Source organism: Pseudomonas sp. NFACC02 (assembly GCF_900110765.1).
Lineage (GTDB): Bacteria > Pseudomonadota > Gammaproteobacteria > Pseudomonadales > Pseudomonadaceae > Aquipseudomonas.
Genome location: NZ_FOEO01000051.1, coordinates 13,159 through 36,912 on the forward strand (window position 1 = coordinate 13,159; position 23,754 = coordinate 36,912).

Here is a 23,754-nt window from a genome sequence, read left to right on the forward strand (position 1 = left end):
CGATTCTCTCGACGGTCTCAGTTCACAGCGGACGTCGCTTCGACATGTCGCGGTAATGTCACCCGGATACGGGTTCCGCGTTGGTGCTCGGGGTCAGCCGGGCTGTCGATGGTGATTTGTCCATAATGCTCTTCAACGATGGAATAGACCAGTGCGAGCCCCAGTCCTGTCCCTTCTCCCGGATCCTTGGTGGTGAAGAACGGTTCGAACAAGCGGTCCATGATTGCTTTCGGAATTCCAGTGCCTTCATCTTCGACGATCAAATCGATCGTATGTTCGCTGGCTTCGCTTTTCACCCGCACCGCGCTGCCCGCGGGCGAGGCGTCACGGGCGTTGGAAAGCAGGTTAATGAGCACCTGAGCCAGGCGTTGCGGGTCGCCATCGACCCAGTGACCCGGGTTGCACAGGTTATAGAACTGCACTTCGAAATTGCGGCGATTCAGCGCGAGCAGACCAATGGCATCCTGCGCCACCTCGGCCAGGCACACGGCTTCGTCGGCATGCTGATGGCCGCCAGCGTGGGCGAAGCTCATCAGTGACTGCACGATGCGCGAGACACGCTTGGTCTGTTCGATGATCTGGCTGCTGATTTCGGTCAGTTCGCCATCGTCTTCGCGCTCTTCGCGCAGGTTCTGCGCGAGACAGGCGATTCCGGTGATCGGGTTGCCAATCTCGTGCGCGACCCCTGCCGCCAGTCGACCGATACTGGCCAGACGCTCGGAGTGGACCAGTTTGTCTTCGAGCATCTGGGTGTCGGTCAGGTCCTCGACCAGAATCACCAGGCCGCTGTTACCGGGCGCAAGCGGTTCGTCGATGGCGGCTTTGTGCAGGTTGAGCCAGCGGGTCTGGCCGTCCAGCGCCAGGCGTTGCTTGTGCAAATGCTCGTCCGGCACGTTGATGAAGCCCAGCAGCAACTGTCGCCACGGGTCGGCAATGGTTTCAAGGCGCGACCCGACGACCCGTTGCGCCCCTATCCCGGTCAGTTCCTCCATGGCCTTGTTCCACATCAGGATCTCCTGATCCTTGGCCAGCGAGCAGACGCCCATCGGTAATTCCTGCAGGGTCTGGCGGTGGTAGCGGCGCAGGGCATCGAGTTCGGCGGCAAGGCCGGTGAGGCGCGAGTGATAATCCTCAAGCCGGCTTTCGATGAAGTGAATGTCTTCGGTGACATAGTTCTCGCTGCCGGATTTGTACGGCAGGAAGGTTTCCACCATGTCCTGGGCCACGCTGGGTCCCATCAGGCCGGACAGGTTGGCTTCGATGCGGTCACGCAGGCGGCGCAGCGCATAGGGGCGACGCTCGTCGAATGGCAGGTAGAGGTCGCGCAGCGCCTGTTCGACCTCTTTTTGCGCGGCTTTCGCGCCCAGCGGTTTGGCCAGTTGCGTCGCGAATTCCTGCGGCGACACGGCATGCAGCTCGCGACGCTGAGGGCGACGAACGTTATCCACGGCGCAGGCCTCGGCGGCGCTGGCTTCTTCCGGACTCGGATTGCTGAACAGGGAAATCAGGGTGAACACCAGAACGTTGGCGGCCAGCGAGGCAATCGCGGCCATGTGCCAACTGGTGTCATCCAGCACGTAGATCATGTTCAACAGCGGAATATAGAAGCCCTGGAAGTTGCCGATCAGCGGGAACAGCATGCTCACCAGCCACACCACAATCCCGGCGATCAGACCCGCCATGAAGCCTCGACGGTTTGCTGCCGGCCAATACAGAACCGAGAGCACGCCAGGCAAGAACTGCAGAGTGGCGACAAAGGCGACGATGCCCAGATTGGCCAGATCCTGCTTGGCACCCAGCAGCAGGTAAAAACCGTATCCGGCCATGATGATCGCGACGATCAGCCCGCGCCGGGTCCACTTCAGCCAGCGATAGATGTTGCCCTCGGCCGGAGGCTGGTAGAGCGGCAGCACCAGGTGGTTGAGCGCCATGCCGGACAAGGCCAGCGTGGTGACAATGATCAGCCCGCTCGCCGCTGACAGCCCGCCGATATAGGCCAGCAGCGCCAGCAGCTTGTTATTTGCCGCGATGCCAATCCCGAGGGTGAAGTATTCCGGGCTGGTGGTCGCGCCCAGTTTCAGCCCGGCCCACAGCACCAGGGGCACGGCCAGACTCATCAACAGCAGAAACAGCGGCAATCCCCAGCTTGCGCTGACCAGCGCGCGCGGGTTGAGGTTTTCGGTAAAGGTCATGTGATACATGTGCGGCATCACGATGGCCGAGGCGAAGAACACCAGCAGCAGCGTCCGCCAAGGGCCTTCCTGCAGGGGCGTGTGCAGCGCGGCCAGTGCGCTCTGATTCTGCAGGAGCCACTGCTCGAGGCTCGCCGGGCCATCAAATACGCCGTAGAGCGCATAGATACCTATGCCGCCGATGGCCACCAGCTTGATCACCGATTCGAAAGCGATGGCGAACACCAGGCCTTCATGTTTTTCCCGGGTGGCGATGTGTCGCGAGCCGAAGAAGATGGTGAACAGGATAATCAGCACGCAAAACGCAAAGGCGACGTAGTTGCGCACAGGCTCACGGGTCAGGATCGCCATGGAGTCCGCAACGGCCTGGATTTGCAGGGCCAGCAGCGGCAGCACGCCGATCAGCATGAAAATCGTTGTCAGCGCGCCGGCCCACGTGCTGCGAAAGCGGAAGGCGAACAGGTCCGCAAGGGACGAAAGCTGGTAGGTGCGGGTGATCTTGAGAATCGGGTAAAGCAGCACTGGCGCCAGCAGAAATGCGCCTGATACCCCTAGGTAACTGGACAAGAACCCGTAGCCGTATTCGTACGCAAGGCCCACGGTGCCGTAGAACGCCCACGCACTGGCGTAGACGCCCAGCGACAGTGTGTAGGTCAGCGGGTGGCGAATGATCCAGCGCGGGATCAGGCCGCGTTCGCTGATCCAGGCAACGCTGAACAGCACCAGCAGGTAGGCGGTGCTGACCAGGATCATCTGGGTCAGGCTAAAGCTCATCGGCATCTCGTTGGCTCTGCAGAATGAAGGTCACCACGATCAGGATCAGCCACAGCATGTAGGGCCGGTACCAGGCGCCCGTTGCGTCGATCCACCAATCCATGATGGCGGGGGAGAACAGGTAGATGCCTACCACCAGGAGCAGGACCAATCGATAGATGTACATCTGGCCTCCCAGATTGAGTGACGCCGGCACGACAGCCTGTGACGGAGCGGCATGGTAACGGATGGCTATCAGGCTGCAAGCGACGTTTCGGCCAGCTTTGTGGTGCAGTGTGGAGCAACCGCTCTGGATCAGTCTATTCGAGCTTCTTCGATACGGGTGACCCGTGGAATCAAATCGGCATTCCAGTGGGCGATGCCCCAGTCGAGCACCTCGCGCGGTGTGGCGAAGGACAACTCACCCGGTACAGGCTGCCCCAGTGCCCGCAATGCACGCATCAGTAGCGGTGTGGCCTGATCGGCGGGTAACGGCGGTGAACGATAGGACTTGCCCAGCTTATGGCCGTCAGGCTGGGTGATCAGCGGGACGTGCAGATAGCGCGGTTGCGGCAGCCCCAGCAATTCCTGGAGATAAAGCTGGCGCGGCGTGGAGTCCAGCAGGTCGGCACCACGCACGATATCGGTAACGCCCTGCCAGCCATCGTCGAGGACAACGGCCAATTGGTAGGCATAAAGGCCGTCCCTTCGTTTGATCACAAAATCGCCAACGTCACGGCCAAGGTGCTGACGAAACTCACCCTGTACCCGGTCTTCGAAGCGGTATTCCAGTTCGGGCACGCGAATGCGGATCGCCGCGTTGTCGGCCGAATGCCCCGCATTGCGACACAAGCCTGGGTAAATCCCCTGGAAATCTTCCAGATGTTTGCGCGAACAGGTGCATGCGTAGGCCAGGCCGTAACTGAACCAGCGATGGATGATGTCCTGGTAAGCGTCGTGCCGATCGCTCTGCCTGACCCACTCGCCATCCCACTCGAACCCGTAGGTTTCCAGCGTATTGAGGATGGCCGCCTGCGCGCCGGGCTCTTCGCGGGGCGGATCGAGGTCTTCCATGCGCATCAGCCATTTTCCGCCGACCGATCGCGCATCCAGATACGACGCCAGCGCGGCCACCAGTGAGCCGAAGTGCAGATAGCCGCTGGGCGTCGGCGCAAAGCGCCCTATATAAGAAGGGGGGTTCATGGGCGGTGATGGTACTTGAAATCGGTTTGGGGACAACGCGAAAACAACAAAGGACGCCGAAGCGCCCTTTGTCTTATATGAAAAACAGGATCATTTACCGACCTGTTTTTCCTTGATTTCTGCCAGCGTCTTGCAGTCGATGCACAGGTCGGCAGTAGGGCGGGCTTCCAGACGGCGCAGGCCGATCTCGATACCGCACGATTCGCACCAGCCGTACTCCTCGTCTTCGATCAACTGCAGCGTTTTGTCGATCTTCTTGATCAACTTACGCTCGCGGTCGCGTGCGCGCAGTTCCAGAGCGAACTCTTCTTCCTGGCTTGCACGGTCAGCGGGGTCGGGGAAGTTGGCCGCTTCGTCCTTCATGTGATCAACCGTACGGTCGACTTCCTGCATCAAGTCCTGCTTCCATTTCTGCAGGATCTGGGTGAAGTGGGCGCGCATGGGCTTGCCCATGTATTCCTCACCCTTGGTTTCAACGTAGGGAGTGAATCCGCTGATCGTTGTTGAATTGCTCTTTTGCTTTTCTTCGGTGGGCATGAACGGACCGCCTCTCACTCATCTAAGCCATTGCGCAGGGTAATGATCCATCGCCGACACCTGCCGGCCCTGCGGCTGCAAGCGGGCGAACTTACCAGATCGAATCGGGGCGCGCTACTCCCGGTTGTCGAGCATGGCCCTACAACGCGCCCGTAAACTATGACCACGGCCACAGCGCCCGGTTTTATATTATTTTGCAGCGCTTTCAGTCTAGCCCCTGTCGCAACCACGTGGATAAGTGGAGCGTCGGCACAGAACGGTACCTGATAAATCCTGTAGACGAAGCAGGCGGTTGGGTAGAATCGACAAATTGTTTCCGCCACGTGTAAATAAAGGAAGGCCAATGCCCCAGCCCTACAGTGCGCGCAGCCGCGCCATCGAACCCTTTCATGTCATGGCGCTGTTGGCGCGTGCCAATGAATTGCAGGCAGCGGGGCACGATGTCATCCACCTGGAGATTGGCGAGCCGGACTTCACCACGGCCGAGCCCATCATCAAGGCCGGGCAGGCTGCGTTGGCGGCTGGCAAGACCCGTTACACCGCCGCGCGTGGCCTGCCCGAGCTGCGTGAGGCCATCTCCGGTTTCTATGACCAGCGTTATGGGGTCAACGTCGATCCGGGCCGCATCCTGATCACGCCAGGTGGCTCGGGCGCCTTGCTGTTGGCAGCGAGTTTGCTGGTCGACCCCGGTAAACACTGGTTGCTGGCCGATCCGGGGTATCCCTGTAACCGTCACTTTCTGCGTCTGGTGGAAGGCGCCGCACAATTGGTGCCGGTCGGACCGGAGGTTCGCTATCAACTGACGCCGGAGCTGGTCGCACGGCATTGGAACCAGGACAGCGTCGGGGCGTTGGTGGCCTCGCCTGCCAATCCCACCGGCACATTGCTGCACCGCGACGAGCTCGCTGCGCTTTCCGCTTCCCTCAAGGCGCGCAACGGGCATCTGGTGGTGGACGAGATTTATCACGGTCTGACTTATGGCACCGATGCCGCCAGCGTGCTGGAAGTCGATAACGACGCGTTTGTTTTGAATAGTTTTTCAAAGTATTTCGGCATGACCGGGTGGCGCCTGGGTTGGCTGGTGGCGCCGCAAGAGGCCGTCGGCGACCTGGAAAAACTGGCGCAGAACCTCTACATCAGCGCGCCCAGCATGGCGCAAAGTGCCGCGCTGGCGTGTTTCGAGCCGCAGACCCTGGCCATTCTCGAAGAGCGCCGCGCGGAATTCGGCAAGCGAAGGGACTTTCTGCTGCCCGCCTTGCGGGAGCTGGGTTTCAACATCGCCGTCGAGCCGGAAGGCGCCTTCTACCTGTATGCGGACATCAGCGCCTTTGGCGGCGACGCCTTTGCGTTTTGTCGGCATTTTCTGGAAACCGAACACACCGCGTTCACGCCGGGGCTGGATTTTGGGCGCTACCAGGCAGGCCATCATGTGCGGTTTGCCTATACGCAAAGCCTGCCGCGACTCCAGGAGGCCGTTGAGCGTATCGAACGTGGACTGCGGAGCTGGAAGGCCTGATGCGTTTTTCTCCCGAACTCGAAGAAGGCCGCCTGATCCAGCGTTACAAACGCTTCCTGGCCGATATCGAAACCCCCAGCGGCGAACGCCTGACCATTCACTGTCCCAACACCGGCTCAATGTTCAACTGCATGATGCCCGGCGGGCGGGTGTGGTTCAGCCGTTCCAACGACCCCAAGCGCAAGTTGCCGGGCACGTGGGAAATCAGCGAAACGCCGCAGGGGCGGTTTGCCTGCGTGAACACTGGCCGCGCCAACAAGCTGGTGGAGGAAGCGCTGTTCGCCGGCGTCATCACCGAGCTGAACGGCTTTACCGCGCTCAAGCGCGAGGTTGCGTACGGGCAGGAAAACAGCCGGGTCGATTTTCGTCTGGAATACCCCGAGGGTTCGCTCTATCTGGAAGTGAAAAGCGTCACCTTGGGGTTTGACGACACCGCCGTGGCCGCGTTTCCCGATGCGGTGACCCAGCGCGGCGCCAGGCATTTACGTGAGTTGGCGGCCCTGGCGCGCGAAGGCGTACGCGCCGTGCTGCTTTACTGCGTGAACCTGACCGGGATTGAGGGCGTACGTCCTGCCGAGGAAATCGACGCCGCCTATGCCGAAGCGCTGCGTGAGGCGGTGTCCGCCGGGGTGCAAGTCCTCGCCTATGGCGTGCAACTGACGCCGGATGAAGTGCGTGTCGACCGTCGTCTGGAGGTTCATCTGACTGAAGCGGGCGTGCTCAATCCTGTGATGGCGGGCTGATCCAGATGCCCTGAGCGTCTTCGCGGCACGCGATCGCGTTCAGGGCTTTGCCTTCACACGGGCCGGCAATGCAGTCGCCGCTTTCGATCAGAAACAGGGCGCCATGGGTTGCGCACTGGATCAGACTGGCGCTGCTGTCGAGAAACTGGTCCGGATGCCATTCCAGCGGCACGCCACGATGCGGGCATCGATTCTGGTAAACGTGGACCTGCCCGGCGCGGCGTACAGCCAGCAGGTGTAGCCCATTGATTTCAAAACCACGGCTTTTTCCTTCGGCGAGCTCATTTCCGTTGCACAAGTATTTCAGCGGAGTCTCCTTCGCGCTTGACGCGTAGCTGCGAATAAACTTCAAATTGCCCGTTTGTCGTGAACGTCTAGTCTGACAGCTATGCAAATGACGCGTCGATTTCGGGTCATACGGACGAGGCGTTAACGAACCGGGTCGTGGATAATCGGCCCCGCTGGGTGGCTCAGGCAAAGAAACCCCTTCCCGAAGCGTTCTGTCCCGCAGATACCACTCTCCCGCGGATAGCACGCTCAAAGCCAAGGTCTCACCGACTCAATGAGAGCGATGCTACAACCCCGAACGTTATTCATCCTGCTCAGTCTTGCTTGCGCGCTGGCCGTCTGGCTGTCGCTGGCATTAGGGCCCGTTAGCCTCCCGCTGCTGGATACGGTCCGCGCCGGTCTGCATCTGCTCGGTTTGCCAATGGCGGGCGATAACCTTCAACAGGCCGAACTGATCCTCGGCCAGATTCGTGCGCCTCGTACGCTGCTCGGGTTAGCGGTGGGCGCGGTGCTGGCGCTGTCGGGTGCCGCGATGCAGGGACTGTTCCGCAACCCATTGGCTGACCCCGGCCTTGTCGGCGTCTCCAGCGGGGCAGCGTTGGGCGCGGCTGTCGCCATCGTGGCGGGTGCGTCCCTGGGTGGATTGCCCGCTGCGCTGGAGCCTTATCTGTTGTCGATTTGCGCGTTCGTGGGCGGACTGACCGTCACCGGCATCGTTTATCGTCTTGGGCGTCGCGCCGGGCAGACCAGCGTCGGCGTCATGCTCCTGGCGGGTGTGGCGATGACGGCGCTGGCGGGTTCGATCATCGGTCTGTTCACGTATCTGGCCGATGACGCTGCGCTGCGTACCTTGACGTTCTGGAACCTCGGCACCCTGAGCGGCGCCAGCTACGCGCGGCTCTGGCCTCTGCTGTTGGTCTGTGCGGCAGTGATCGTCTGGCTGCCGCGCCGCGCCAAGGCGCTGAATGCGCTGCTCCTCGGGGAGTCCGAAGCCCGTCATCTGGGCATTGACGTGGAGCGGCTCAAGCGCGAGCTGATTCTGTGTATCGCTCTGGGCGTCGGTGCTGCCGTCGCAGCTGCGGGGCTGATCGGCTTTGTGGGGTTGATCGTGCCGCATCTGGTCAGGCTGGTGGCAGGCCCCGATCACCGCGTGGTGCTGCCAGCTTCCGCACTGGCCGGGGCGAGCCTGTTGCTGTTTGCCGATGTGTTTGCCCGGATGGTGCTGGCACCGGCAGAACTGCCAATCGGCATTGTTACCGCGTTTATCGGGGCACCGTTCTTCCTGTTTCTGCTGGTTCGAGGACGCACCTGATGATCAAGGCGGAAGGGGTCAGCGTTCATCGTGACGGCAACTGCGTGCTGGAAAGCATCGACCTGACCGTCAACCCCGGCGAAGTGCTCGGTGTGCTCGGGCCGAACGGTGCCGGCAAGAGCACCTTGCTAGGTGCATTGTGTGGTGAATTGAAGGTGACACAGGGCCGGCTTTGGCTTGATGGGCAGTTACTGACGCACTGGACGGGCGCGCAGAGGGCACGGCGTCTGGCAGTGCTTGCGCAAGGTTCGACGCTGAGTTTCGCGTTCAAGGTGCAGGAAGTGGTCGCGATGGGGCGTTTGCCTCATGACAGCGGCCAGCAGCGTGACGCCGAGATCGTGAAGGCCTCACTGCAGGCGGCCGATGCGCTGCATTTGCACGATCGCAACTACCTCACGTTGTCTGGCGGTGAGCGTCAGCGGGTTCACCTGGCGCGGGTGCTGGCGCAATTGTGGCCGGGCGAGGGCGGGCGGACGTTATTGCTGGACGAGCCGACGTCAATGCTGGATCCGCTGCATCAGCACACCACCTTGCAGGCCGTTCGTGATTTCGCCCTCCGTGGCGGCGCGGTTATGGTGGTTTTGCACGATCTCAATCTGGCGGCGCGCTACTGCGACCGGCTGCTGTTGCTGGCGTCGGGCCGGCCTCACGCGCTGGGGACGCCAGATACGGTCCTGGTGCCGGAAGCACTCAAGGCCGTGTTCGGCCTGGAAGTACTGGTTCAGCGTCACCCTGAGCGAGGGCATCCGTTGATCATTACGCGGTAACCGTCTTCCACCTGCTGTTCTGATGTTGTCATTGGCGAGGGCTGTCATTGGCGAGCGATTGCCGGCCGCCGCTGACGTCGCCCCTGGCTGTCGCAGGCAAAATCTTTAAGACGTTTCTGATAGTCGCGTAGTCCCGCTCTCTATTGCTCTTGCGGCCGTTCGCGCACGCCCTCGCTGGATTATCGTCGCTCCCTCGAAAGAAAAGGGTGAGGCAAGCGGCATGAGCAGGATGAACGAGGGCGACGAAGCATGGGCACAAAAGGCGATAGCGTTACTGGAATTGACGTCGCTGAACGCTGATGACACGGCCGAGCGCGTTGTTGCGTTATGCGAGCGAGCACAAACACCGGTAGGAAACGTCGCAGCAGTCTGTGTGTCATCCCGGTTCGCAGGGCTGGCCCGGCGCACGCTCGATGCTGCCAAGGCCAGGGACATCAAAGTGGTCGCCGCTGTGAACTTCCCCAATGGGGGGGCATCCGTTGCCACGGTGGCGTCTGAAACCCAGGCGGCCGTGCTTGCGGGAGCCGATGAAATCGATCTTGTCTATCCCTTCAACGCACACTTGGCGGGAGATAAACAGATCGGTCCCGAAATGATTGCGGCCTGCAAAGCGCAATGTGGCCGACCCGGGATGCTGACGGTTACCCTTGAAACCGGCGTGCTGCGCGATCCCCAGCTCATCCATGATGTGTGCCGGATGGTGATCCGCGAGGGTGTCGCCTTTCTCAAGACCAGCAACGGCAAACAGATTGTCAGCGCGACACCTCAGGCAGCGCGGATCCTGATCGAGGCAATCGCCGAGCTGGGTTCTCAAGTCGGATTCAAGGCGTCTGGAAATGTGCGCACGGTGACCGAGGCGCGGACCTACCTTGAGATGGCGCAGGCCCGGTTTGGGCCCTACTGGCTGGAGCAGAAAAGGATGCGACTGGGCGGATCGAGTCTGCTGGATGATTTATTGATGCGGCTGGGCGTGGAGGCATAGTCGCTGCCTCTAGCGCAGGCAAAAAAAGACCCGGCAAAAGCCGGGTCAAAAACCGTGATTAGCCTGATGAGGAGATAATCTGAGAGTCCGAACCAAGGAGCCTTTCAGGTTATCGGCCAGTCTCGCGACTGGATGTGATAATCATAGTGATTCTCATTTGTAAGTCAACAGGCAATCTCAAACTATTTTCCCGGCGTCGAGGGCGTCAAGCCGTGAGGCTTCCCTGTCGAGTCCGATGAGCTGGTCATTCAGCGACGCCTTGACCTCACGTGGCAGGTCACACCAATGCTGACCCAGCAACGCACCTTCGATGGCGTATAGAAGGACTTTAGAGGTGCGAAAACCCCGGGTTTTGACGGCGCGATAAGCGTGGATGGCGCCCATTCGGCGCAGGTCCGCTTCGTTATGGATTCCGGCTGCGTGCAGCCATTGGGCTGAGGTCTTGCCCAGATTTTTCATCTGTTGCAGTTCGTCTTCCATGTCGCCTCCATGCAAGGTATTGCTCCGTGTTTGTGTTCTCCCGGCCTGGACAAACTGCGGACTCAAGCCACGGAATGAGTATAGATAGCCCGTGGAGTGGGTGCGGCAGGCCTCCGGCAAAACACCCGTCGAAGTGCCGGACGGTAGCGATGGGGGAAGACGGAGCGACAAGCGGGCAGCCCGGCATGTCCATGCATGCAGGGCGGGAGGCGACAACTCGTGCAAGGCGGTTGTCGGGAAGGTACTCAGCGAGTGCGGTAACGCAGGCGCGTCCCGAAGTTGACCGACATGAGAATCTCGTCGGCGCTCAATTCCGGCGGAAAGTATGCCCCGGATATCTGGGCGTGAGCGATGCTGGCCCCTTCGAGGGAGGCCTTGCGAAAGTCGACGCCGCGCAGATCGGCCGACCGAAAGTAAGCGTCGGTGAAGTCGATTTCATCGGCATTCAGCTCGCGCAGGTCCAGGCCTCGAAAATCGCCGCCGGCGAGGTCAATAGGTCCGCTTTTCGGGCGTTGGAGGTTGAAGGCGTTCACATCGTCTCTTCGCAGCAAGGCAAAGAGCGGGGAGTCGAGCTGCTTGGGCTGGTTCATGGTGTCACCTTGTTGGAATTCTGACGCCAGTATAATGCCACCATTTGCGAGTCGTGAAGGGGCTTCCTTCGCGACTCGATGATTGACGACGGGCTGGGCCTACAGCCCTGGCAGGTACTGACGAATATCCGTGACAACCTTGTCCAGATCACCGCTCAGATTGGTTTCTACGTGGCGGCTGCGCAGTTGTTCGTCTGCCGTCAGCGGTTCGCGACTGGCTTGCTGGGCTTCGATGACCTCCATGGTGGCGTCGGACGGGTCCTCATTTCGTGCCTGACGCTGCGATAGCCAGCTTTCGATGACGGCTTTTGGCGCGGCGCAGTCGAGAATCAGGAACGGGGCGCCGGTCGCTTCCGCCACTTGCGCCGTTGCCAGACGCTGCGCGTGCTTGAGGTAGGTCGCGTCGATGACGACCGGGAATCCTGCGTGCAAGACCACAGCCGCCAGTTCATTCAGGCGTTTGTACGTGGCAGCGCTGACCTCGGCTGCGTACAGGTCTTTGCCGGTGCCGAACAGACGCTTGCGCTCGACATCAGAGCGCACGCGAATGGCGCCCAACGCTTCCACCAGCCGCATCGCCACGTGGCTCTTGCCGACAGCGGACACGCCGTGGGTGATCGCCAGGAAGTTCGACGGGATTGCGCTGTAGCTTTCCGCCAGGTTGGCGTAATTGCGGTACTGGCGCATCGTGGTCGCGCGTTGCACGTGATCAGCATCGGGCGACAGGCTGAACAGCGACACCTTGGCCCGCACCAGCGCGCGGTAGGCTTTATAGAAGTTCAGCAACTCCAGACCCGCATAGTCGCCGGTGTGCTCCAGGTATTGACTGATCAGACGACGCGACAGGCTTTTCAGGCCTCGATCTTCGAGGTCCATCGCCAGAAAGCCGATGTCGGCGTAGACATCGGTCATGCGGAAGGGCTCGTTGAATTCGATGCAGTCGAAAATCACGACCTTGCCGTCAATCAGCGTGATGTTGCCCAGATGGATATCGCCGTGGCATTCGCGAATGAAGCCCTCGGCCTTGCGCTGACTCATCAGAGGCTTCAGGCGCTCGTAGCTGGCCTTGGCCCAGGCTTCGAGGGCCTCGAGTTGAATGAGATCGGCCTTTTCGCTGAGGAACGGGAGAATCTGCTCAAAATTCTGGGTAACCGGTGCCATCACGCTTTCAGGCGAGCCCAAAATGTTCTCGGACAGGACGCGCGGCGCCTTTTCGTGGAAATCGGCAATTTGACGCGCCATGTCATCAATATGCGCGGTGGTCAGTTCTCCTTTGGCTTGCAGGGTGCTGAGCAGGCCATCCTGTGGAAACTGACGCATTTTCAGCGCGTACTCGATCACCTCGCCTTCACCGCCCAGTTGAGGGGCTTCAGCGCTGCCGGTGATCGGCAGTACTTCCAGATACAAGTTCTCGGTCAGACGCTGGTTGAGCTTGAGTTCCTGCTGGCAGAAGTGTTCGCGAGCCGAGAGGGTGGTGAAATCAAGGAAGCCGAAGTTCATCGGTTTCTTGATCTTGTAGACGAAGGGGCCAGTGAGCAGCACCCAGGAAATATGCGTCTCGATGACCTGAAATTGCTCCACCGGATGCGGGAACAAGGCAGGGTTTTGCAGAGCGGCTATCAGTGTCTGGCTCACGGACAATCCTTGAAAGTGACAAGTCGAAGGTGAAGTGACTAAAGGTGGCCATTATGGCCGCTTGGCGCATTGCTGCAAACCGCTGAGACGGCGGTCTGCCGATGATCTTGAAAGTGCGTATAATCCGCCGCCATGACTCGATCCCGTACTTCGAAAAAATCCCCCAAGCCCACCAACAGCCGCCTTCGCAGTCTGCTGGGCTGGGCCCTGAAACTCAGCCTCGTCGGCCTGGTGATTCTTGCCTGCTTCGCGGTGTACCTGGACTCCATTGTCCAGGAGAAATTCTCCGGAAAGCGCTGGACCATCCCCGCCAAGGTGTATGCACGGCCGCTGGAGCTGTTCGTCGGGCAGAAACTGTCCCGTGACGACTTCCTCATCGAACTCGATGCCTTGGGTTATCGACGTGAAAGCGTTGCCAACGGGCCGGGCGCTGCATCGGTGAATGGCAACAACGTCGATCTGAATACACGCGGTTTCCAGTTTTATGAAGGTGCGGACCCTGCTCAGCAAATCCATGTGCGCTTCTCTGGCGATTATGTGGCTGACCTTACGGCCGCCAATGGTTCGAAACTTGCCGTTGCGCGCCTTGAACCCTTGATGATCGGCGGTCTTTACCCGAAAAACCTCGAAGACCGCATTCTGATCAAGCTCGATCAGGCGCCGCCTTACCTGCTCGACACGCTGGTAACCGTCGAAGACCGCGATTTTTATCACCATTTTGGCGTGTCGCCGAAGTCGATTGCCCGCGCCTTCTGGGTCAACGCCTCGGCGGGGCAGATGCGTCAGGGCGGTTCTACCTTGACTCAACAGTTGGTCAAGAACTTCTACCTGACCAGCGAGCGCAGTCTCACGCGCAAACTGACCGAAGCGATGATGGCTATCCTGCTGGAGATTCATTACAGCAAGCAGGAAATCCTCGAGGCATACCTCAACGAAGTCTTCCTCGGTCAGGACGGCCAGCGCGCCGTTCACGGTTTCGGCCTGGCGAGCCAGTATTTCTTCAGCCAGCCGTTGTCCGAACTCAAGCTTCATCAGGTGGCGTTGTTGGTTGGTCTTGTGAAGGGGCCTTCCTACTACAACCCGCGTCGCAACCCTGATCGGGCACTGGAACGCCGTAACCTGGTGCTTGATCTGCTCGAACAGCAAGGGGTTGCCTCGCCGGAAGCCGTGGCGGCGGCGAAGAAAATGCCGCTGGGCGTGACCAAAACCGGTTCGCTGGCCGACAGTTCGTTCCCGGATTTCCTGGACCTGGTCAAACGTCAACTGCGCCAGGACTACCGCGACGAAGACTTGACCGAAGAAGGCCTGCGCATTTTCACCAGCTTCGACCCGATCCTGCAAATGAAGTCGGAAGCCGCCGTTCGTGAGAGTTTCGCGAAGATGGCGGGTCGCAAGGGTTCCGATGAGATGGAAACGGCCATGGTCGTGACCAACCCGGAAACGGGCGAAGTGCAGGCTTTGGTCGGCAGCCGACAGGCGGGGTTTGCCGGATTCAACCGTGCGCTGGATGCCGTGCGTCCCATCGGCTCACTGGTGAAGCCGGCGATTTACCTGACCGCTTTGGAGCGGCCTCAGCAATACACGCTGACCAGTTGGATACCGGACGAGCCGTTTCAGGTGAAGGGGGCGGATGGCCAGATCTGGAAGCCCCAGAACTTCGATCACAAGGCTCACGGCAATATTTTCCTGTATCAGGGGCTGGCGCATTCCTACAACCTGTCCAGCGCCAAGCTGGGGCTGGATCTGGGCGTGCCGAATGTCTTCAAGACCCTCACCAAGTTGGGCGTGACCCGCGACTGGCCGACCTTTCCGTCGATGCTGCTGGGGGCTGGCGCACTGAGCCCGATTGAGGTGGCAACGATGTACCAGACCATCGCCAGCGGCGGCTTCAATACGCCATTACGAGGTATTCGGAGTGTGTTGACCGCCGAGGGCGAGCCGCTCAAGCGGTATCCGTTCCAGATCCAGCAGCGCTTCGACCCAGGTTCCATCTATCTGCTGCAGAACGCCATGCAGCGAGTGATGCGAGAAGGCACGGGCAAGTCGGTGTACAACGTACTACCAAGCACGCTGAATCTGGCGGGTAAGTCGGGGACGACCAACGATTCTCGTGACAGCTGGTTTGCAGGTTTCAGTCAGGATTTGCTGGCGGTGGTCTGGATGGGCCGCGACGACAACGGCAAGACACCGTTCACCGGCGCCACAGGCGCGTTGCAGGTCTGGACCAGCTTCATGAAAAAGGCCGACCCGCTTCCCCTGGACATGGCCATGCCGGATAACGTGGTTCAAGCCTGGGTCAATGCCTCAACCGGGCAGGGCACCGACGCCAGCTGCCCGGGCGCCGTACAGATGCCGTATATTCGCGGCAGTGAGCCGCAACCCGGGCCAGCGTGTGGCGGGCCGGCAGCGCCTGCCGAGTCGGTAATGGACTGGGTCAAAGGCTGGTTGAACTAAGCGAAGAGGATGTGAAGTGAACAAGTGGTGGATTCCGGCTTTAACGGCTCTGGCTTTGCTCAACGGTTGCGCCAGTCAGACGCGCAGCAGCATCCCGGTGGTGGACGCCGGCTCGCGCGTCTCCAACGGCGAGCGCGTTTCGGCAAACCGTAACGCTCCCTATCGTGCGCCGGTACAGAGCCCGGCTCAGTCCCAATCGATTCAGGAAGATTCGGGTGTCACGGTGATGGTTCCGGGCGGCGCCAATGCCAGCGCTGCGCCGATCTCGACCTTCGTCCCGCCGACGTCGGCGCCGATCAGTACCGCCCCGATCAACACCGCTCCGGTCAACCAGGCACCGGCCGACAACAGCTACACGCCACCTGCGGCGACCAGCAACACCTACAATATGCCCGCGTCGGCGCCGACCGGCATTCCGTCGGCGTCAAGCGGCGGCCTGTCAGCTGATGAGCAACTGGACGGTCCTGTTCTGGCGCTGCTGACCACCGCGCAGCAACAACAGAGCAGTGGTGATCTCAACGGTGCGTCGTCCAGCCTCGAGCGCGCGCAACGTGTCGCGCCACGCGAACCGCAGGTGCTCTACAAACTGGCGCAAGTACGTCTGGCTCAGGGCGATGCGCCTCAGGCAGAACAGTTGGCGCGTCGTGGTCTGACCTACGCCAACGGCCGCGCCAGCTTGCAGGCGAGCCTGTGGGGCCTGATCGCACAAGCGCGTGAAAAACAGGGCGACGCGGCCGGCGCCGCGCTGGCACGGCAGAAGGCCAATGGATAAACGGTTTCCGGAGATCGCCGATCAGTTGCTCTTGATCGAGCGTGAGCTTCGCGTGCTGGGTTGGTGGAAAGATGTACCGCCCAGCGACGAGGCGCTGTCCAGTCGCGAGCCGTTCTGCGTCGACACGCTGGATTTCGATCAGTGGCTGCAATGGATTTTTTTGCCCCGGATGAAAGTCATCCTCGAGCAGGATCTGGCGCTGCCCAATGCCTCGGGCATCCTTGAAATGGCGCAGATGGTCTATGCCAGTCGCGTCAGGGAAACCCGCAATCTGCAGGAACTGCTGGCGCAGTTCGACCGGCTGATCACCGAGTCGGTTTGACGTTCAATTGCAGGTATCGTCGATGGACTTCCTGATCTCGGCGATACGTGCCTGACGCTCCTCTTCGGTAAAGCGTCTGTATTCCCCATTGACCTCTTCACGCACCCGCGGGTTGTTTTGCAGTTGCGCAAGGTTGGTGCGTTGACGGTCGCAGTACTCTTTGCGCCTGGCTTCCTCGGCCGCCACTTGTTTCTTCACTTTGGCGTCGATGGCCTGCTGTTCCTGATCGGCATCAGGGCGTGCCGCGGGCGTGACCGCGGTTGGGGCGACCGGCTTTTGTATGTCGATTTCCTGGGCGGACTGTCCGGCGGGTGGCTGGGCGTCGAAGTGCGTCACGCCTTGTGCATCGACCCACTTATAGATCTGGGCCGCCTGACCGGTAGCAGTCCCAACTGCCAGCGCCAGCGCGGTGGCGAGAGTCATCCAGCGCATACTGCTTCCTTAACGTCGTGTGCGGTGCTGACGAAACCTATCACAAGCACGACGGGACGACCTCATTCGGTGCTTTTTCGTGCAGCGTGGATGAAGAAAGCGCATCGATGACTTGACTTGAGCGGGGCGAATCAGAACAATCCAAAGTTCGCTGTAGAGGGACTGCCAGAAGCAGACCGTCTCGGTAGATCATGAGGCGCACACCCGCGCCGACCTGTTACACCCGCAACGCGTTACCTCGCGCTGGGTGGGAAAACCCCGAAACACTCAGGGGCGCTCCCAATACTTGCTCAGTCAGTGCTGACGTAGTCGGCGACCACCGTCGCTCATGCTCTGCTTTGCAGTAAACCTATTAAGACCCGTCTCCTCGTTTGTGTGGACGGTATTCTGGCGTTTTAGAGGTGAACAACGTGGAGCTTTTATCTGGCGCTGAAATGGTCGTCCGCTTTTTGCGTGACGAAGGCGTTGAGCATATCTATGGGTACCCGGGTGGTGCCCTCCTACATATTTACGACGCGCTGTTCAAAGAACCGGCCGTGAGCCACATCCTCGTTCGCCATGAACAGGCTGCGACCCACATGGCTGACGGTTATGCACGTGCCACCGGCAAGGCGGGTGTGGTGCTGGTGACGTCCGGTCCTGGTGCGACCAACGCCATTACCGGCATCGCGACCGCCTATATGGACTCGATTCCGATGGTTGTTTTGTCGGGTCAGGTTCCTAGCAACATGGTGGGGACCGACGCATTCCAGGAAACCGACATGATCGGGATCTCGCGCCCGATCGTGAAGCACAGCTTCATGATCAAGCATCCATCGGAAATCCCGGAAGTTCTGAAGAAAGCCTTCTATCTGGCGCAGTCTGGCCGTCCTGGTCCTGTCGTGGTCGACATTCCAAAAGACATGACCAACCCGGCTGAGAAATTCGAATACGTCTTCCCGAAAAAAGCCAAGTTGCGCTCCTACAGCCCGGCAGTTCGCGGCCATTCGGGGCAGATCCGCAAGGCAGTGGAAATGCTTCTGGCCGCCAAGCGACCGATTATCTACGCCGGTGGCGGCGTGGTGATGGGTAATGGCTCTGCATCGCTGACCGAGCTGTCGCAACTGCTGAACGCTCCGGTGACCAATACCTTGATGGGGCTGGGTGCCTATCCGGGGACTGATCGCCAGTTCGTCGGCATGCTGGGCATGCATGGCAGCTACACCGCCAACCTGGCTATGCACCACTCCGACGTGATCCTGGCGGTTGGCGCGCGCTTCGATGATCGCGTGATCAACGGCGCCTCGCGCTTCTGCCCGGGCGCCAAGATCATTCACGTCGATATCGACCCGGCTTCGATTTCCAAGACCATCAAGGCTGACGTGCCAATCGTGGGTCCTGTCGAAAGCGTCCTGACTGAAATGGTTGCGACCCTCAAGGAAATCGGCGAGACCCCTAACAAGGAGTCGGTGGCGACCTGGTGGAAGCAGATCGACGAATGGCGCGCAGGCGGTGATCTGTTTCCGTACAACCGCGGCGACGGCAGCGTTATCAAGCCTCAAACGGTCATCGAGACGCTGTGCGAAGTAACCAAAGGCGATGCCTATGTCACTTCCGACGTGGGTCAGCACCAGATGTTTGCGGCGCAGTACTACCGGTTCAACAAGCCTAACCGCTGGATCAACTCCGGTGGCCTGGGCACCATGGGCTTCGGTCTTCCCGCGGCCATGGGCGTTGCGCTGAGCTTTCCCGACGCACACGTTGCCTGCGTAACGGGCGAAGGCAGTATCCAGATGAACATTCAGGAGCTGTCGACCTGCCTGCAGTACAACCTGCCGGTGAAGATCATCCTGCTCAACAACGGCGTGCTCGGCATGGTCCGTCAATGGCAGGACATGAGCTACAGCGGTCGTCACTCGCACTCCTACATGGAGTCGCTGCCTGATTTCGTGAAGCTGGTTGAAGCCTACGGTCACGTCGGCATGAAGATCACCGATCTGAAAGACTTGAAGCCGAAGATGGAAGAAGCGTTCGCCATGAAGGATCGCCTGGTGTTTCTGGACATCCAGGTCGACGTCTCCGAGCACGTCTATCCCATGCAGATCAGAGACGGCTCGATGCGTGACATGTGGCTGAGCAAGACGGAGCGTACCTAATATGCGGCACATCATTTCGCTATTGCTGGAAAACGAACCGGGTGCCTTGTCTCGCGTCGTCGGCTTGTTTTCGCAGCGTAACTACAACATCGAAAGCCTGACGGTGGCGCCGACCGAAGACCCGACCCTGTCGCGTCTGACGCTCACCACGGTTGGTCACGATGAGGTGATCGAGCAGATCACCAAGAACCTCAACAAGCTGGTTGAAGTGGTCAAGCTGGTCGATCTGTCGGAAAGTGCCCACATCGAGCGCGAACTGATGCTGATCAAGGTCAAGGCTACCGGTGCCCAACGTGCGGAAATCAAGCGCACCACGGACATCTTCCGCGGCCAGATCGTTGATGTTTCCAGCAGCGTCTACACGGTGCAGCTGGCAGGGACGAGCGACAAACTGGACAGCTTCATCCAGGCGATCGGCACCAGCGCCATCCTGGAAACGGTACGCAGCGGCGTGACGGGCATTGCCCGTGGCGACAAAGTGCTGAGCATCTAAATTAATTTAGCGAATGGCCTGAACGGCCGAGATAACAGGGGAATTTCATGAAAGTTTATTACGACAAAGACTGCGACCTTTCGATCATCCAGGGCAAGAAAGTTGCCATCATCGGTTACGGCTCCCAAGGCCACGCTCAGGCGTGCAACCTCAAAGACTCCGGCGTTGATGTCACTGTTGGTCTGCGTAAAGGTTCGGCTACTGTCGCCAAGGCTGAAGCCCACGGCCTGAAAGTGACTGATGTTGCTTCCGCCGTTGCCGCTGCTGACCTGGTCATGATCCTGACCCCGGACGAATTCCAGTCCCAGCTGTACAAAAACGAAATCGAACCGAACATCAAAAAAGGCGCGACCCTGGCCTTCTCCCACGGTTTCGCTATCCACTACAACCAGGTGGTTCCACGCGCTGACCTGGACGTGATCATGATCGCGCCAAAAGCGCCAGGTCACACCGTACGTACCGAGTTCGTCAAAGGCGGCGGCATCCCTGACCTGATCGCTGTTTACCAGGACGCTTCCGGCAACGCCAAAAACGTTGCACTGTCCTACGCCTCGGGCGTTGGTGGCGGCCGTACCGGCATCATCGAAACCACGTTCAAAGACGAAACCGAAACTGACCTGTTCGGCGAACAAGCCGTTCTGTGCGGCGGTACCGTTGAACTGGTCAAAGCCGGTTTCGAAACCCTGGTTGAAGCGGGCTACGCGCCAGAAATGGCTTACTTCGAGTGCCTGCACGAACTGAAGCTGATCGTGGACCTCATGTACGAAGGCGGTATCGCCAACATGAACTACTCGATCTCCAACAACGCCGAATACGGCGAGTACGTGACTGGCCCTGAAGTCATCAACGCCGAATCCCGTCAGGCCATGCGCAACGCTCTGAAACGCATCCAGGACGGCGAATACGCGAAGATGTTCATCGCTGAAGGTGCAAGCAACTACCCATCGATGACCGCCAAGCGCCGCAACAACAAGGCTCACGGCATCGAAATCATCGGCGAGCAACTGCGCTCGATGATGCCTTGGATCGCGAAGAACAAGATCGTGGACCAGACCAAGAACTAAGATCGTACGAATCGGGTTCCGGTTAACGAAGAACGCGACCTCAGGGTCGCGTTTTTTCGTTCCGGGGGCTCATCTGGTATAAAGCTGCATCGTTTGTTGGCGCGACGCCGCCGCAAGCATTTGTCGAAATTTCATAGCTGCAAGGTATTGTCCATGAGCGAACGTCCCGAAGAGCCAAACAAGGCCTCTGACGCCGAAAGCCTGCTACCGATCGATGAACATATAGAAGAGGGCCATGACGCCGAAGGCCGCAAGGTCAGGCATCGCGGCATTTACCTGCTGCCGAACCTGTTTACCACGGCGAACCTGTTCGCGGGTTTTTACGCCATCATCAGTGCGATGAGTGCTCAGAGTGCAATGAGCGCGGGTGACCAGGCGGGGGCGAGCAAATATTTCGCGTTCGCGGCCATCGCTATCTTCGTGGCCATGGTGCTCGACGGGCTGGATGGCCGTGTCGCGCGCATGACCAACACCCAGAGTGCCTTTGGTGCCGAATACGACTCACTTTCCGACATGGTTGCTTTCGGTGTGGCACCCGCACTCTTGGCGTTCGGTTGGGCGCTGGGCGACATGGGCAAAGTCGGCTGGATGGTCGCCTTTGTCTACGTTGCAGGCGCCGCGCTGCGGCTCGCGCGTTTCAACACGCAAGTAGGCAAAGCCGACAAGCGCTATTTCATTGGTCTGGCCAGTCCGGCAGCAGCAGGCGTGGTCGCCGGAACGGTGTGGGCATTCAGCGATTACGGCATCCAGGGCTCCAGGCTGTCGTTCCTGGTCGCCTTGCTGGTCGCGGCCGCAGGCATGTTGATGGTCAGTAACATCAAGTACAACAGCTTCAAAGAGCTGGACTTGAAAGGGCGTGTGCCTTTCGTCGCCATTTTGGCGGTGGTGTTGGTCTTCGCTGTCGTGTTCAGCGATCCGCCCCGCATCCTGTTGCTGATTTTCCTCGGTTACGCAGCGTCGGGCCCGATCCAGTATCTGTTGCGCCTGCGTCGGCACAAGTAGTTCTAATAGACTCATTTCCCGCATACTCCGCAGCTACAGGTGCTTCAGTTCTCCATTGCTGCGGAGTCAACATGCTGATCAAGACCCCTTCGGCCTCTGACTGTAAAGAGTCAGACGTCACACCCGAATCCTTCTATCTTTCTCGCCGCTCTCTGTTGGGAGGCTCGCTTGCCGGGCTTGCTGTCGGCGCGTTGCCGCAATGGTCGATGGCCAGCGATGCGTCGCAGTATGCCGATGTCGAACCAGGTAACGCCCCTGGCTGGTTCAAAGACAAGCTATCGACCACCCGATGGCAGGCGATGACGGTCAAGGATGAGACTATCACCCCGTTCAAGGATGCGACCCACTACAACAACTTCTACGAGTTCGGCACCGATAAGGGCGACCCGGCGCAAAACGCGGGCTCGCTGAAGACCGAACCCTGGAGTGTGGTGATCGACGGGGAGGTGGGCAAGCCTGGGCGGTACGCCCTCGAAGACTTCATGAAGCCTTATCAACTGGAAGAGCGGATTTACCGATTGCGCTGTGTCGAGGCGTGGTCAATGGTGATCCCGTGGATGGGGTTTCCGATTTCCGCGCTGCTCAAGCAAGTGGAGCCGACGGCCAACGCGAAATACATTCGCTTCGAAACACTGCAGGACCCGAAGACAATGCCGGGTCAGCGATCCGGTTTTGCGTTGATCGACTGGCCTTATGTGGAAGGGCTGCGACTGGATGAAGCAATGAATCCATTGGCAATTCTGGCGGTGGGCATGTACGGACGTGAACTGCCCAACCAGAACGGCGCGCCATTGCGTCTGGTCGTTCCATGGAAGTACGGCTTCAAAAGCGTGAAATCGATTGTGCGCATCAGTCTGGTGAGCGAGCAGCCGAAAACCACTTGGCAAAGCATCGCGGCGAACGAGTACGGCTTCTACGCCAATGTGAACCCTACCGTCGATCACCCGCGCTGGACGCAAGCGCATGAACGGCGTCTGCCAAGCGGGTTGTTCAGTCCCAATATTCGACAGACAGAAATGTTCAACGGCTATGGAGAGCAGGTGGCCTCTCTCTATACAGGTATGGATCTGCGGAAAAACTATTGATGCGTTATCGGTTCTGGCGTCTGTCGGTATTCATTGCCATCTGTATCCCGCCTGTCGTGTGGCTTCGTCAGGCGTGGCTCCTCGATCTCGGGCCAGATCCCGGGAAGGTGCTGGTGGATCGTTTTGGTCTGGGCACGCTCGTGTTGCTGTTGATTACCTTGGCAATGACGCCTTTGCAACGCGTGAGTGGGTGGCCGGGATGGATAGCGGTTCGCCGTCAGTTGGGACTCTGGTGTTTTGCCTGCGTGGTGGTGCACATGCTGGCGTATGGGTTCTTTATCTTGGGGTTCGACTGGGCGCAGCTGGGTGTTGAGCTGGTCAAGCGGCCCTACATCATTGTCGGGGGTTTCGGGTTTCTCTGTTTGCTGGCACTGGCGGTAACGTCCAATCGTTACAGCCAACGCCGATTGGGGGCGAGATGGAAGAAGCTTCATCGGATGAGCTACGTCGTCCTCGGGCTGGGATTGCTGCATATGTTGTGGATCGTCAGGGCTGACCTGAAGGAGTGGGCTATATATGCCGGCATTGGCGCTTTCCTGTTGATGCTTAGAATTCCTGCAATTGCTCGACGAATTCCGCGCCGGACAGGGAGAAAGGCGGGCGCTGTAACAAAAGTTTAAATAAGTGCTTGACGCTCCTCTGAATCTCTCTATAATTTGCCCCACTTCCGGCGCAGACGAAACGGAAAACTCCTTGATAATCAACGAGTTGGACGAAGTAAGCGGCGAGGAAGGGCTTCGGTTCAGATGCTTGAATCGACAGCGGTGAAAAAGGCAGTTGACAGCAGGTTGTAACGCTGTAGAATTCGCCTCCCGCTGACGTGAGACGCCAAGTCGAACGAAGCGCAAGTGGTTGACGTTGCAAAGGAAACTTTGAAAACTTCTGAAAATAACCGCTTGACAGATACAGAGGACGCTGTAGAATGCGCGCCTCGGTTGAGACGAAAGGCTCTTGACCAACCGCTCTTTAACAACTGAATCAAGCAATTCGTGTGGGT

Annotated in this window: 23 protein-coding genes; 14 read left to right on the forward strand and 9 right to left on the reverse strand. The window is 59.5% G+C overall.

What is annotated here, in order from left to right; all coding sequences use genetic code 11:
* Positions 1-17 precede the first annotated feature (17 nt).
* From BMY73_RS24890 to dksA, 4 genes are all read right to left on the reverse strand, one after another.
* Positions 18-2,972, reverse strand: coding sequence for a sensor histidine kinase (locus BMY73_RS24890; protein WP_175500244.1), 2,955 nt, complete (start codon positions 2,970-2,972; stop codon positions 18-20).
* Positions 2,956-3,132, reverse strand: coding sequence for a hypothetical protein (locus BMY73_RS24895; RefSeq protein ID WP_002552060.1), 177 nt, complete (start codon positions 3,130-3,132; stop codon positions 2,956-2,958). The genes BMY73_RS24890 and BMY73_RS24895 overlap by 17 nt, the downstream gene beginning before the upstream one ends.
* Positions 3,133-3,260: 128 nt before the next feature.
* The gene (gluQRS, locus tag BMY73_RS24900; protein WP_062385090.1) at positions 3,261-4,148 is read right to left on the reverse strand and encodes a tRNA glutamyl-Q(34) synthetase GluQRS; all 888 of its coding nucleotides are present in this window, start codon (positions 4,146-4,148) and stop codon (positions 3,261-3,263) included.
* A 90-nt stretch (positions 4,149-4,238) separates the two neighbouring features.
* On the reverse strand, positions 4,239-4,685 hold the full coding sequence (dksA, locus tag BMY73_RS24905; RefSeq protein WP_062385092.1) for an RNA polymerase-binding protein DksA: 447 nt from the start codon (positions 4,683-4,685) through the stop codon (positions 4,239-4,241).
* A 343-nt stretch (positions 4,686-5,028) separates the two neighbouring features.
* On the opposite strand from dksA, the gene BMY73_RS24910 reads away from it, so the two are divergent.
* Together BMY73_RS24910 and sfsA are read left to right on the forward strand one after the other, a co-directional pair.
* Positions 5,029-6,201 carry a pyridoxal phosphate-dependent aminotransferase gene (locus BMY73_RS24910; protein WP_092410455.1) on the forward strand — a complete coding sequence of 391 codons (1,173 nt, stop codon included), beginning with the start codon at positions 5,029-5,031 and terminating at the stop codon, positions 6,199-6,201.
* On the forward strand, positions 6,201-6,944 hold the full coding sequence (gene sfsA / locus BMY73_RS24915; protein WP_092410457.1) for a DNA/RNA nuclease SfsA: 744 nt from the start codon (positions 6,201-6,203) through the stop codon (positions 6,942-6,944). Before BMY73_RS24910 ends, sfsA begins: the two co-directional genes overlap by 1 nt.
* Here sfsA and BMY73_RS24920 read toward each other — a convergent pair.
* The gene (locus BMY73_RS24920) at positions 6,922-7,251 is read right to left on the reverse strand and encodes a Rieske (2Fe-2S) protein (protein ID WP_092410473.1); all 330 of its coding nucleotides are present in this window, start codon (positions 7,249-7,251) and stop codon (positions 6,922-6,924) included. The two genes, sfsA and BMY73_RS24920, sit on opposite strands and share 23 nt — an antisense overlap.
* A 255-nt stretch (positions 7,252-7,506) precedes the next feature.
* On the opposite strand from BMY73_RS24920, the gene BMY73_RS24925 reads away from it, so the two are divergent.
* The 3 genes from BMY73_RS24925 to deoC all read left to right on the forward strand — a co-directional run bounded on the left by BMY73_RS24925 (position 7,507) and on the right by deoC (position 10,293).
* On the forward strand, positions 7,507-8,544 hold the full coding sequence (locus BMY73_RS24925; protein ID WP_062385100.1) for a FecCD family ABC transporter permease: 1,038 nt from the start codon (positions 7,507-7,509) through the stop codon (positions 8,542-8,544).
* Complete coding sequence (locus BMY73_RS24930) at positions 8,544-9,311, forward strand: heme ABC transporter ATP-binding protein (RefSeq protein ID WP_092410459.1); 768 nt, start codon at positions 8,544-8,546, stop codon at positions 9,309-9,311. Before BMY73_RS24925 ends, BMY73_RS24930 begins: the two co-directional genes overlap by 1 nt.
* A 220-nt stretch (positions 9,312-9,531) precedes the next feature.
* Positions 9,532-10,293, forward strand: coding sequence for a deoxyribose-phosphate aldolase (gene deoC, locus BMY73_RS24935; RefSeq protein ID WP_256571374.1), 762 nt, complete (start codon positions 9,532-9,534; stop codon positions 10,291-10,293).
* 177 nt (positions 10,294-10,470) lie between these two features.
* On the opposite strand, the gene BMY73_RS24940 is transcribed toward deoC, so the two are convergent.
* The 3 genes from BMY73_RS24940 to BMY73_RS24950 form a co-directional block, all read right to left on the reverse strand.
* Positions 10,471-10,773, reverse strand: coding sequence for a TfoX/Sxy family protein (locus tag BMY73_RS24940; RefSeq protein WP_092410463.1), 303 nt, complete (start codon positions 10,771-10,773; stop codon positions 10,471-10,473).
* A 245-nt stretch (positions 10,774-11,018) separates the two neighbouring features.
* On the reverse strand, positions 11,019-11,363 hold the full coding sequence (locus BMY73_RS24945) for a pentapeptide repeat-containing protein (protein WP_062385110.1): 345 nt from the start codon (positions 11,361-11,363) through the stop codon (positions 11,019-11,021).
* 99 nt (positions 11,364-11,462) lie between these two features.
* A complete protein-coding gene (locus BMY73_RS24950; RefSeq protein ID WP_062385112.1) occupies positions 11,463-12,998 on the reverse strand; it encodes a bifunctional aminoglycoside phosphotransferase/ATP-binding protein in 1,536 nt (511 codons plus the stop codon).
* A gap of 132 nt (positions 12,999-13,130) precedes the next feature.
* Between BMY73_RS24950 and mrcB the strand changes: the two genes are divergently transcribed.
* From mrcB to BMY73_RS24965, 3 genes are read left to right on the forward strand one after another with little or no spacing between them, the layout of a single operon-like run.
* A complete protein-coding gene (mrcB, locus tag BMY73_RS24955; RefSeq protein ID WP_062385114.1) occupies positions 13,131-15,452 on the forward strand; it encodes a penicillin-binding protein 1B in 2,322 nt (773 codons plus the stop codon).
* Between the two features lie 16 nt (positions 15,453-15,468).
* Positions 15,469-16,224: a tetratricopeptide repeat protein gene (locus tag BMY73_RS24960; protein WP_062385116.1), complete on the forward strand. Its 756-nt coding sequence runs from the start codon at positions 15,469-15,471 to the stop codon at positions 16,222-16,224.
* Positions 16,217-16,546: a YqcC family protein gene (locus tag BMY73_RS24965; protein WP_062385119.1), complete on the forward strand. Its 330-nt coding sequence runs from the start codon at positions 16,217-16,219 to the stop codon at positions 16,544-16,546. Before BMY73_RS24960 ends, BMY73_RS24965 begins: the two co-directional genes overlap by 8 nt.
* Positions 16,547-16,549: 3 nt before the next feature.
* On the opposite strand, the gene BMY73_RS24970 is transcribed toward BMY73_RS24965, so the two are convergent.
* Positions 16,550-16,978 carry a DUF4124 domain-containing protein gene (locus BMY73_RS24970; protein ID WP_092410465.1) on the reverse strand — a complete coding sequence of 143 codons (429 nt, stop codon included), beginning with the start codon at positions 16,976-16,978 and terminating at the stop codon, positions 16,550-16,552.
* A 410-nt stretch (positions 16,979-17,388) separates the two neighbouring features.
* Here BMY73_RS24970 and BMY73_RS24975 point away from each other — a divergent pair, with 410 nt between their 5' ends.
* From BMY73_RS24975 to msrQ, 6 genes are all read left to right on the forward strand, one after another.
* Positions 17,389-19,113 (forward strand): acetolactate synthase 3 large subunit, encoded by a 1,725-nt coding sequence (locus tag BMY73_RS24975; protein ID WP_092410475.1) that lies wholly within the window; start codon positions 17,389-17,391, stop codon positions 19,111-19,113.
* 1 nt (position 19,114) lies between these two features.
* Entirely contained in the window at positions 19,115-19,606 is a 492-nt protein-coding gene (ilvN, locus tag BMY73_RS24980; protein ID WP_062385123.1) for an acetolactate synthase small subunit, read from the forward strand.
* 47 nt (positions 19,607-19,653) lie between these two features.
* Positions 19,654-20,670: a ketol-acid reductoisomerase gene (gene ilvC, locus BMY73_RS24985; protein ID WP_062385125.1), complete on the forward strand. Its 1,017-nt coding sequence runs from the start codon at positions 19,654-19,656 to the stop codon at positions 20,668-20,670.
* A gap of 153 nt (positions 20,671-20,823) precedes the next feature.
* Entirely contained in the window at positions 20,824-21,672 is an 849-nt protein-coding gene (gene pssA, locus BMY73_RS24990; protein WP_092410467.1) for a CDP-diacylglycerol--serine O-phosphatidyltransferase, read from the forward strand.
* 71 nt (positions 21,673-21,743) lie between these two features.
* Positions 21,744-22,757: a protein-methionine-sulfoxide reductase catalytic subunit MsrP gene (gene msrP / locus BMY73_RS24995; protein ID WP_092410469.1), complete on the forward strand. Its 1,014-nt coding sequence runs from the start codon at positions 21,744-21,746 to the stop codon at positions 22,755-22,757.
* Positions 22,757-23,377, forward strand: coding sequence for a protein-methionine-sulfoxide reductase heme-binding subunit MsrQ (msrQ, locus tag BMY73_RS25000; protein ID WP_092410471.1), 621 nt, complete (start codon positions 22,757-22,759; stop codon positions 23,375-23,377). Before msrP ends, msrQ begins: the two co-directional genes overlap by 1 nt.
* Positions 23,378-23,754: the final 377 nt, after the last annotated feature.

What these genes read in the sequence shown, in the direction of transcription:
- BMY73_RS24890 (WP_175500244.1), bottom strand. Translation starts at nt 2,972, where the DNA reads ATGCCGATGAGCTTTAGCCTGACCCAGATGATCCTGGTCAGCACCGCC.
- BMY73_RS24895 (WP_002552060.1), bottom strand. Translation starts at nt 3,132, where the DNA reads ATGTACATCTATCGATTGGTCCTGCTCCTGGTGGTAGGCATCTACCTG.
- gluQRS (WP_062385090.1), bottom strand. Translation starts at nt 4,148, where the DNA reads ATGAACCCCCCTTCTTATATAGGGCGCTTTGCGCCGACGCCCAGCGGC.
- dksA (WP_062385092.1), bottom strand. Translation starts at nt 4,685, where the DNA reads ATGCCCACCGAAGAAAAGCAAAAGAGCAATTCAACAACGATCAGCGGA.
- BMY73_RS24910 (WP_092410455.1), top strand. Translation starts at nt 5,029, where the DNA reads ATGCCCCAGCCCTACAGTGCGCGCAGCCGCGCCATCGAACCCTTTCAT.
- sfsA (WP_092410457.1), top strand. Translation starts at nt 6,201, where the DNA reads ATGCGTTTTTCTCCCGAACTCGAAGAAGGCCGCCTGATCCAGCGTTAC.
- BMY73_RS24925 (WP_062385100.1), top strand. Translation starts at nt 7,507, where the DNA reads ATGAGAGCGATGCTACAACCCCGAACGTTATTCATCCTGCTCAGTCTT.
- BMY73_RS24930 (WP_092410459.1), top strand. Translation starts at nt 8,544, where the DNA reads ATGATCAAGGCGGAAGGGGTCAGCGTTCATCGTGACGGCAACTGCGTG.
- deoC (WP_256571374.1), top strand. Translation starts at nt 9,532, where the DNA reads ATGAGCAGGATGAACGAGGGCGACGAAGCATGGGCACAAAAGGCGATA.
- BMY73_RS24940 (WP_092410463.1), bottom strand. Translation starts at nt 10,773, where the DNA reads ATGGAAGACGAACTGCAACAGATGAAAAATCTGGGCAAGACCTCAGCC.
- BMY73_RS24945 (WP_062385110.1), bottom strand. Translation starts at nt 11,363, where the DNA reads ATGAACCAGCCCAAGCAGCTCGACTCCCCGCTCTTTGCCTTGCTGCGA.
- mrcB (WP_062385114.1), top strand. Translation starts at nt 13,131, where the DNA reads ATGACTCGATCCCGTACTTCGAAAAAATCCCCCAAGCCCACCAACAGC.
- BMY73_RS24965 (WP_062385119.1), top strand. Translation starts at nt 16,217, where the DNA reads ATGGATAAACGGTTTCCGGAGATCGCCGATCAGTTGCTCTTGATCGAG.
- BMY73_RS24970 (WP_092410465.1), bottom strand. Translation starts at nt 16,978, where the DNA reads ATGCGCTGGATGACTCTCGCCACCGCGCTGGCGCTGGCAGTTGGGACT.
- ilvN (WP_062385123.1), top strand. Translation starts at nt 19,115, where the DNA reads ATGCGGCACATCATTTCGCTATTGCTGGAAAACGAACCGGGTGCCTTG.
- ilvC (WP_062385125.1), top strand. Translation starts at nt 19,654, where the DNA reads ATGAAAGTTTATTACGACAAAGACTGCGACCTTTCGATCATCCAGGGC.
- pssA (WP_092410467.1), top strand. Translation starts at nt 20,824, where the DNA reads ATGAGCGAACGTCCCGAAGAGCCAAACAAGGCCTCTGACGCCGAAAGC.
- msrP (WP_092410469.1), top strand. Translation starts at nt 21,744, where the DNA reads ATGCTGATCAAGACCCCTTCGGCCTCTGACTGTAAAGAGTCAGACGTC.
- msrQ (WP_092410471.1), top strand. Translation starts at nt 22,757, where the DNA reads ATGCGTTATCGGTTCTGGCGTCTGTCGGTATTCATTGCCATCTGTATC.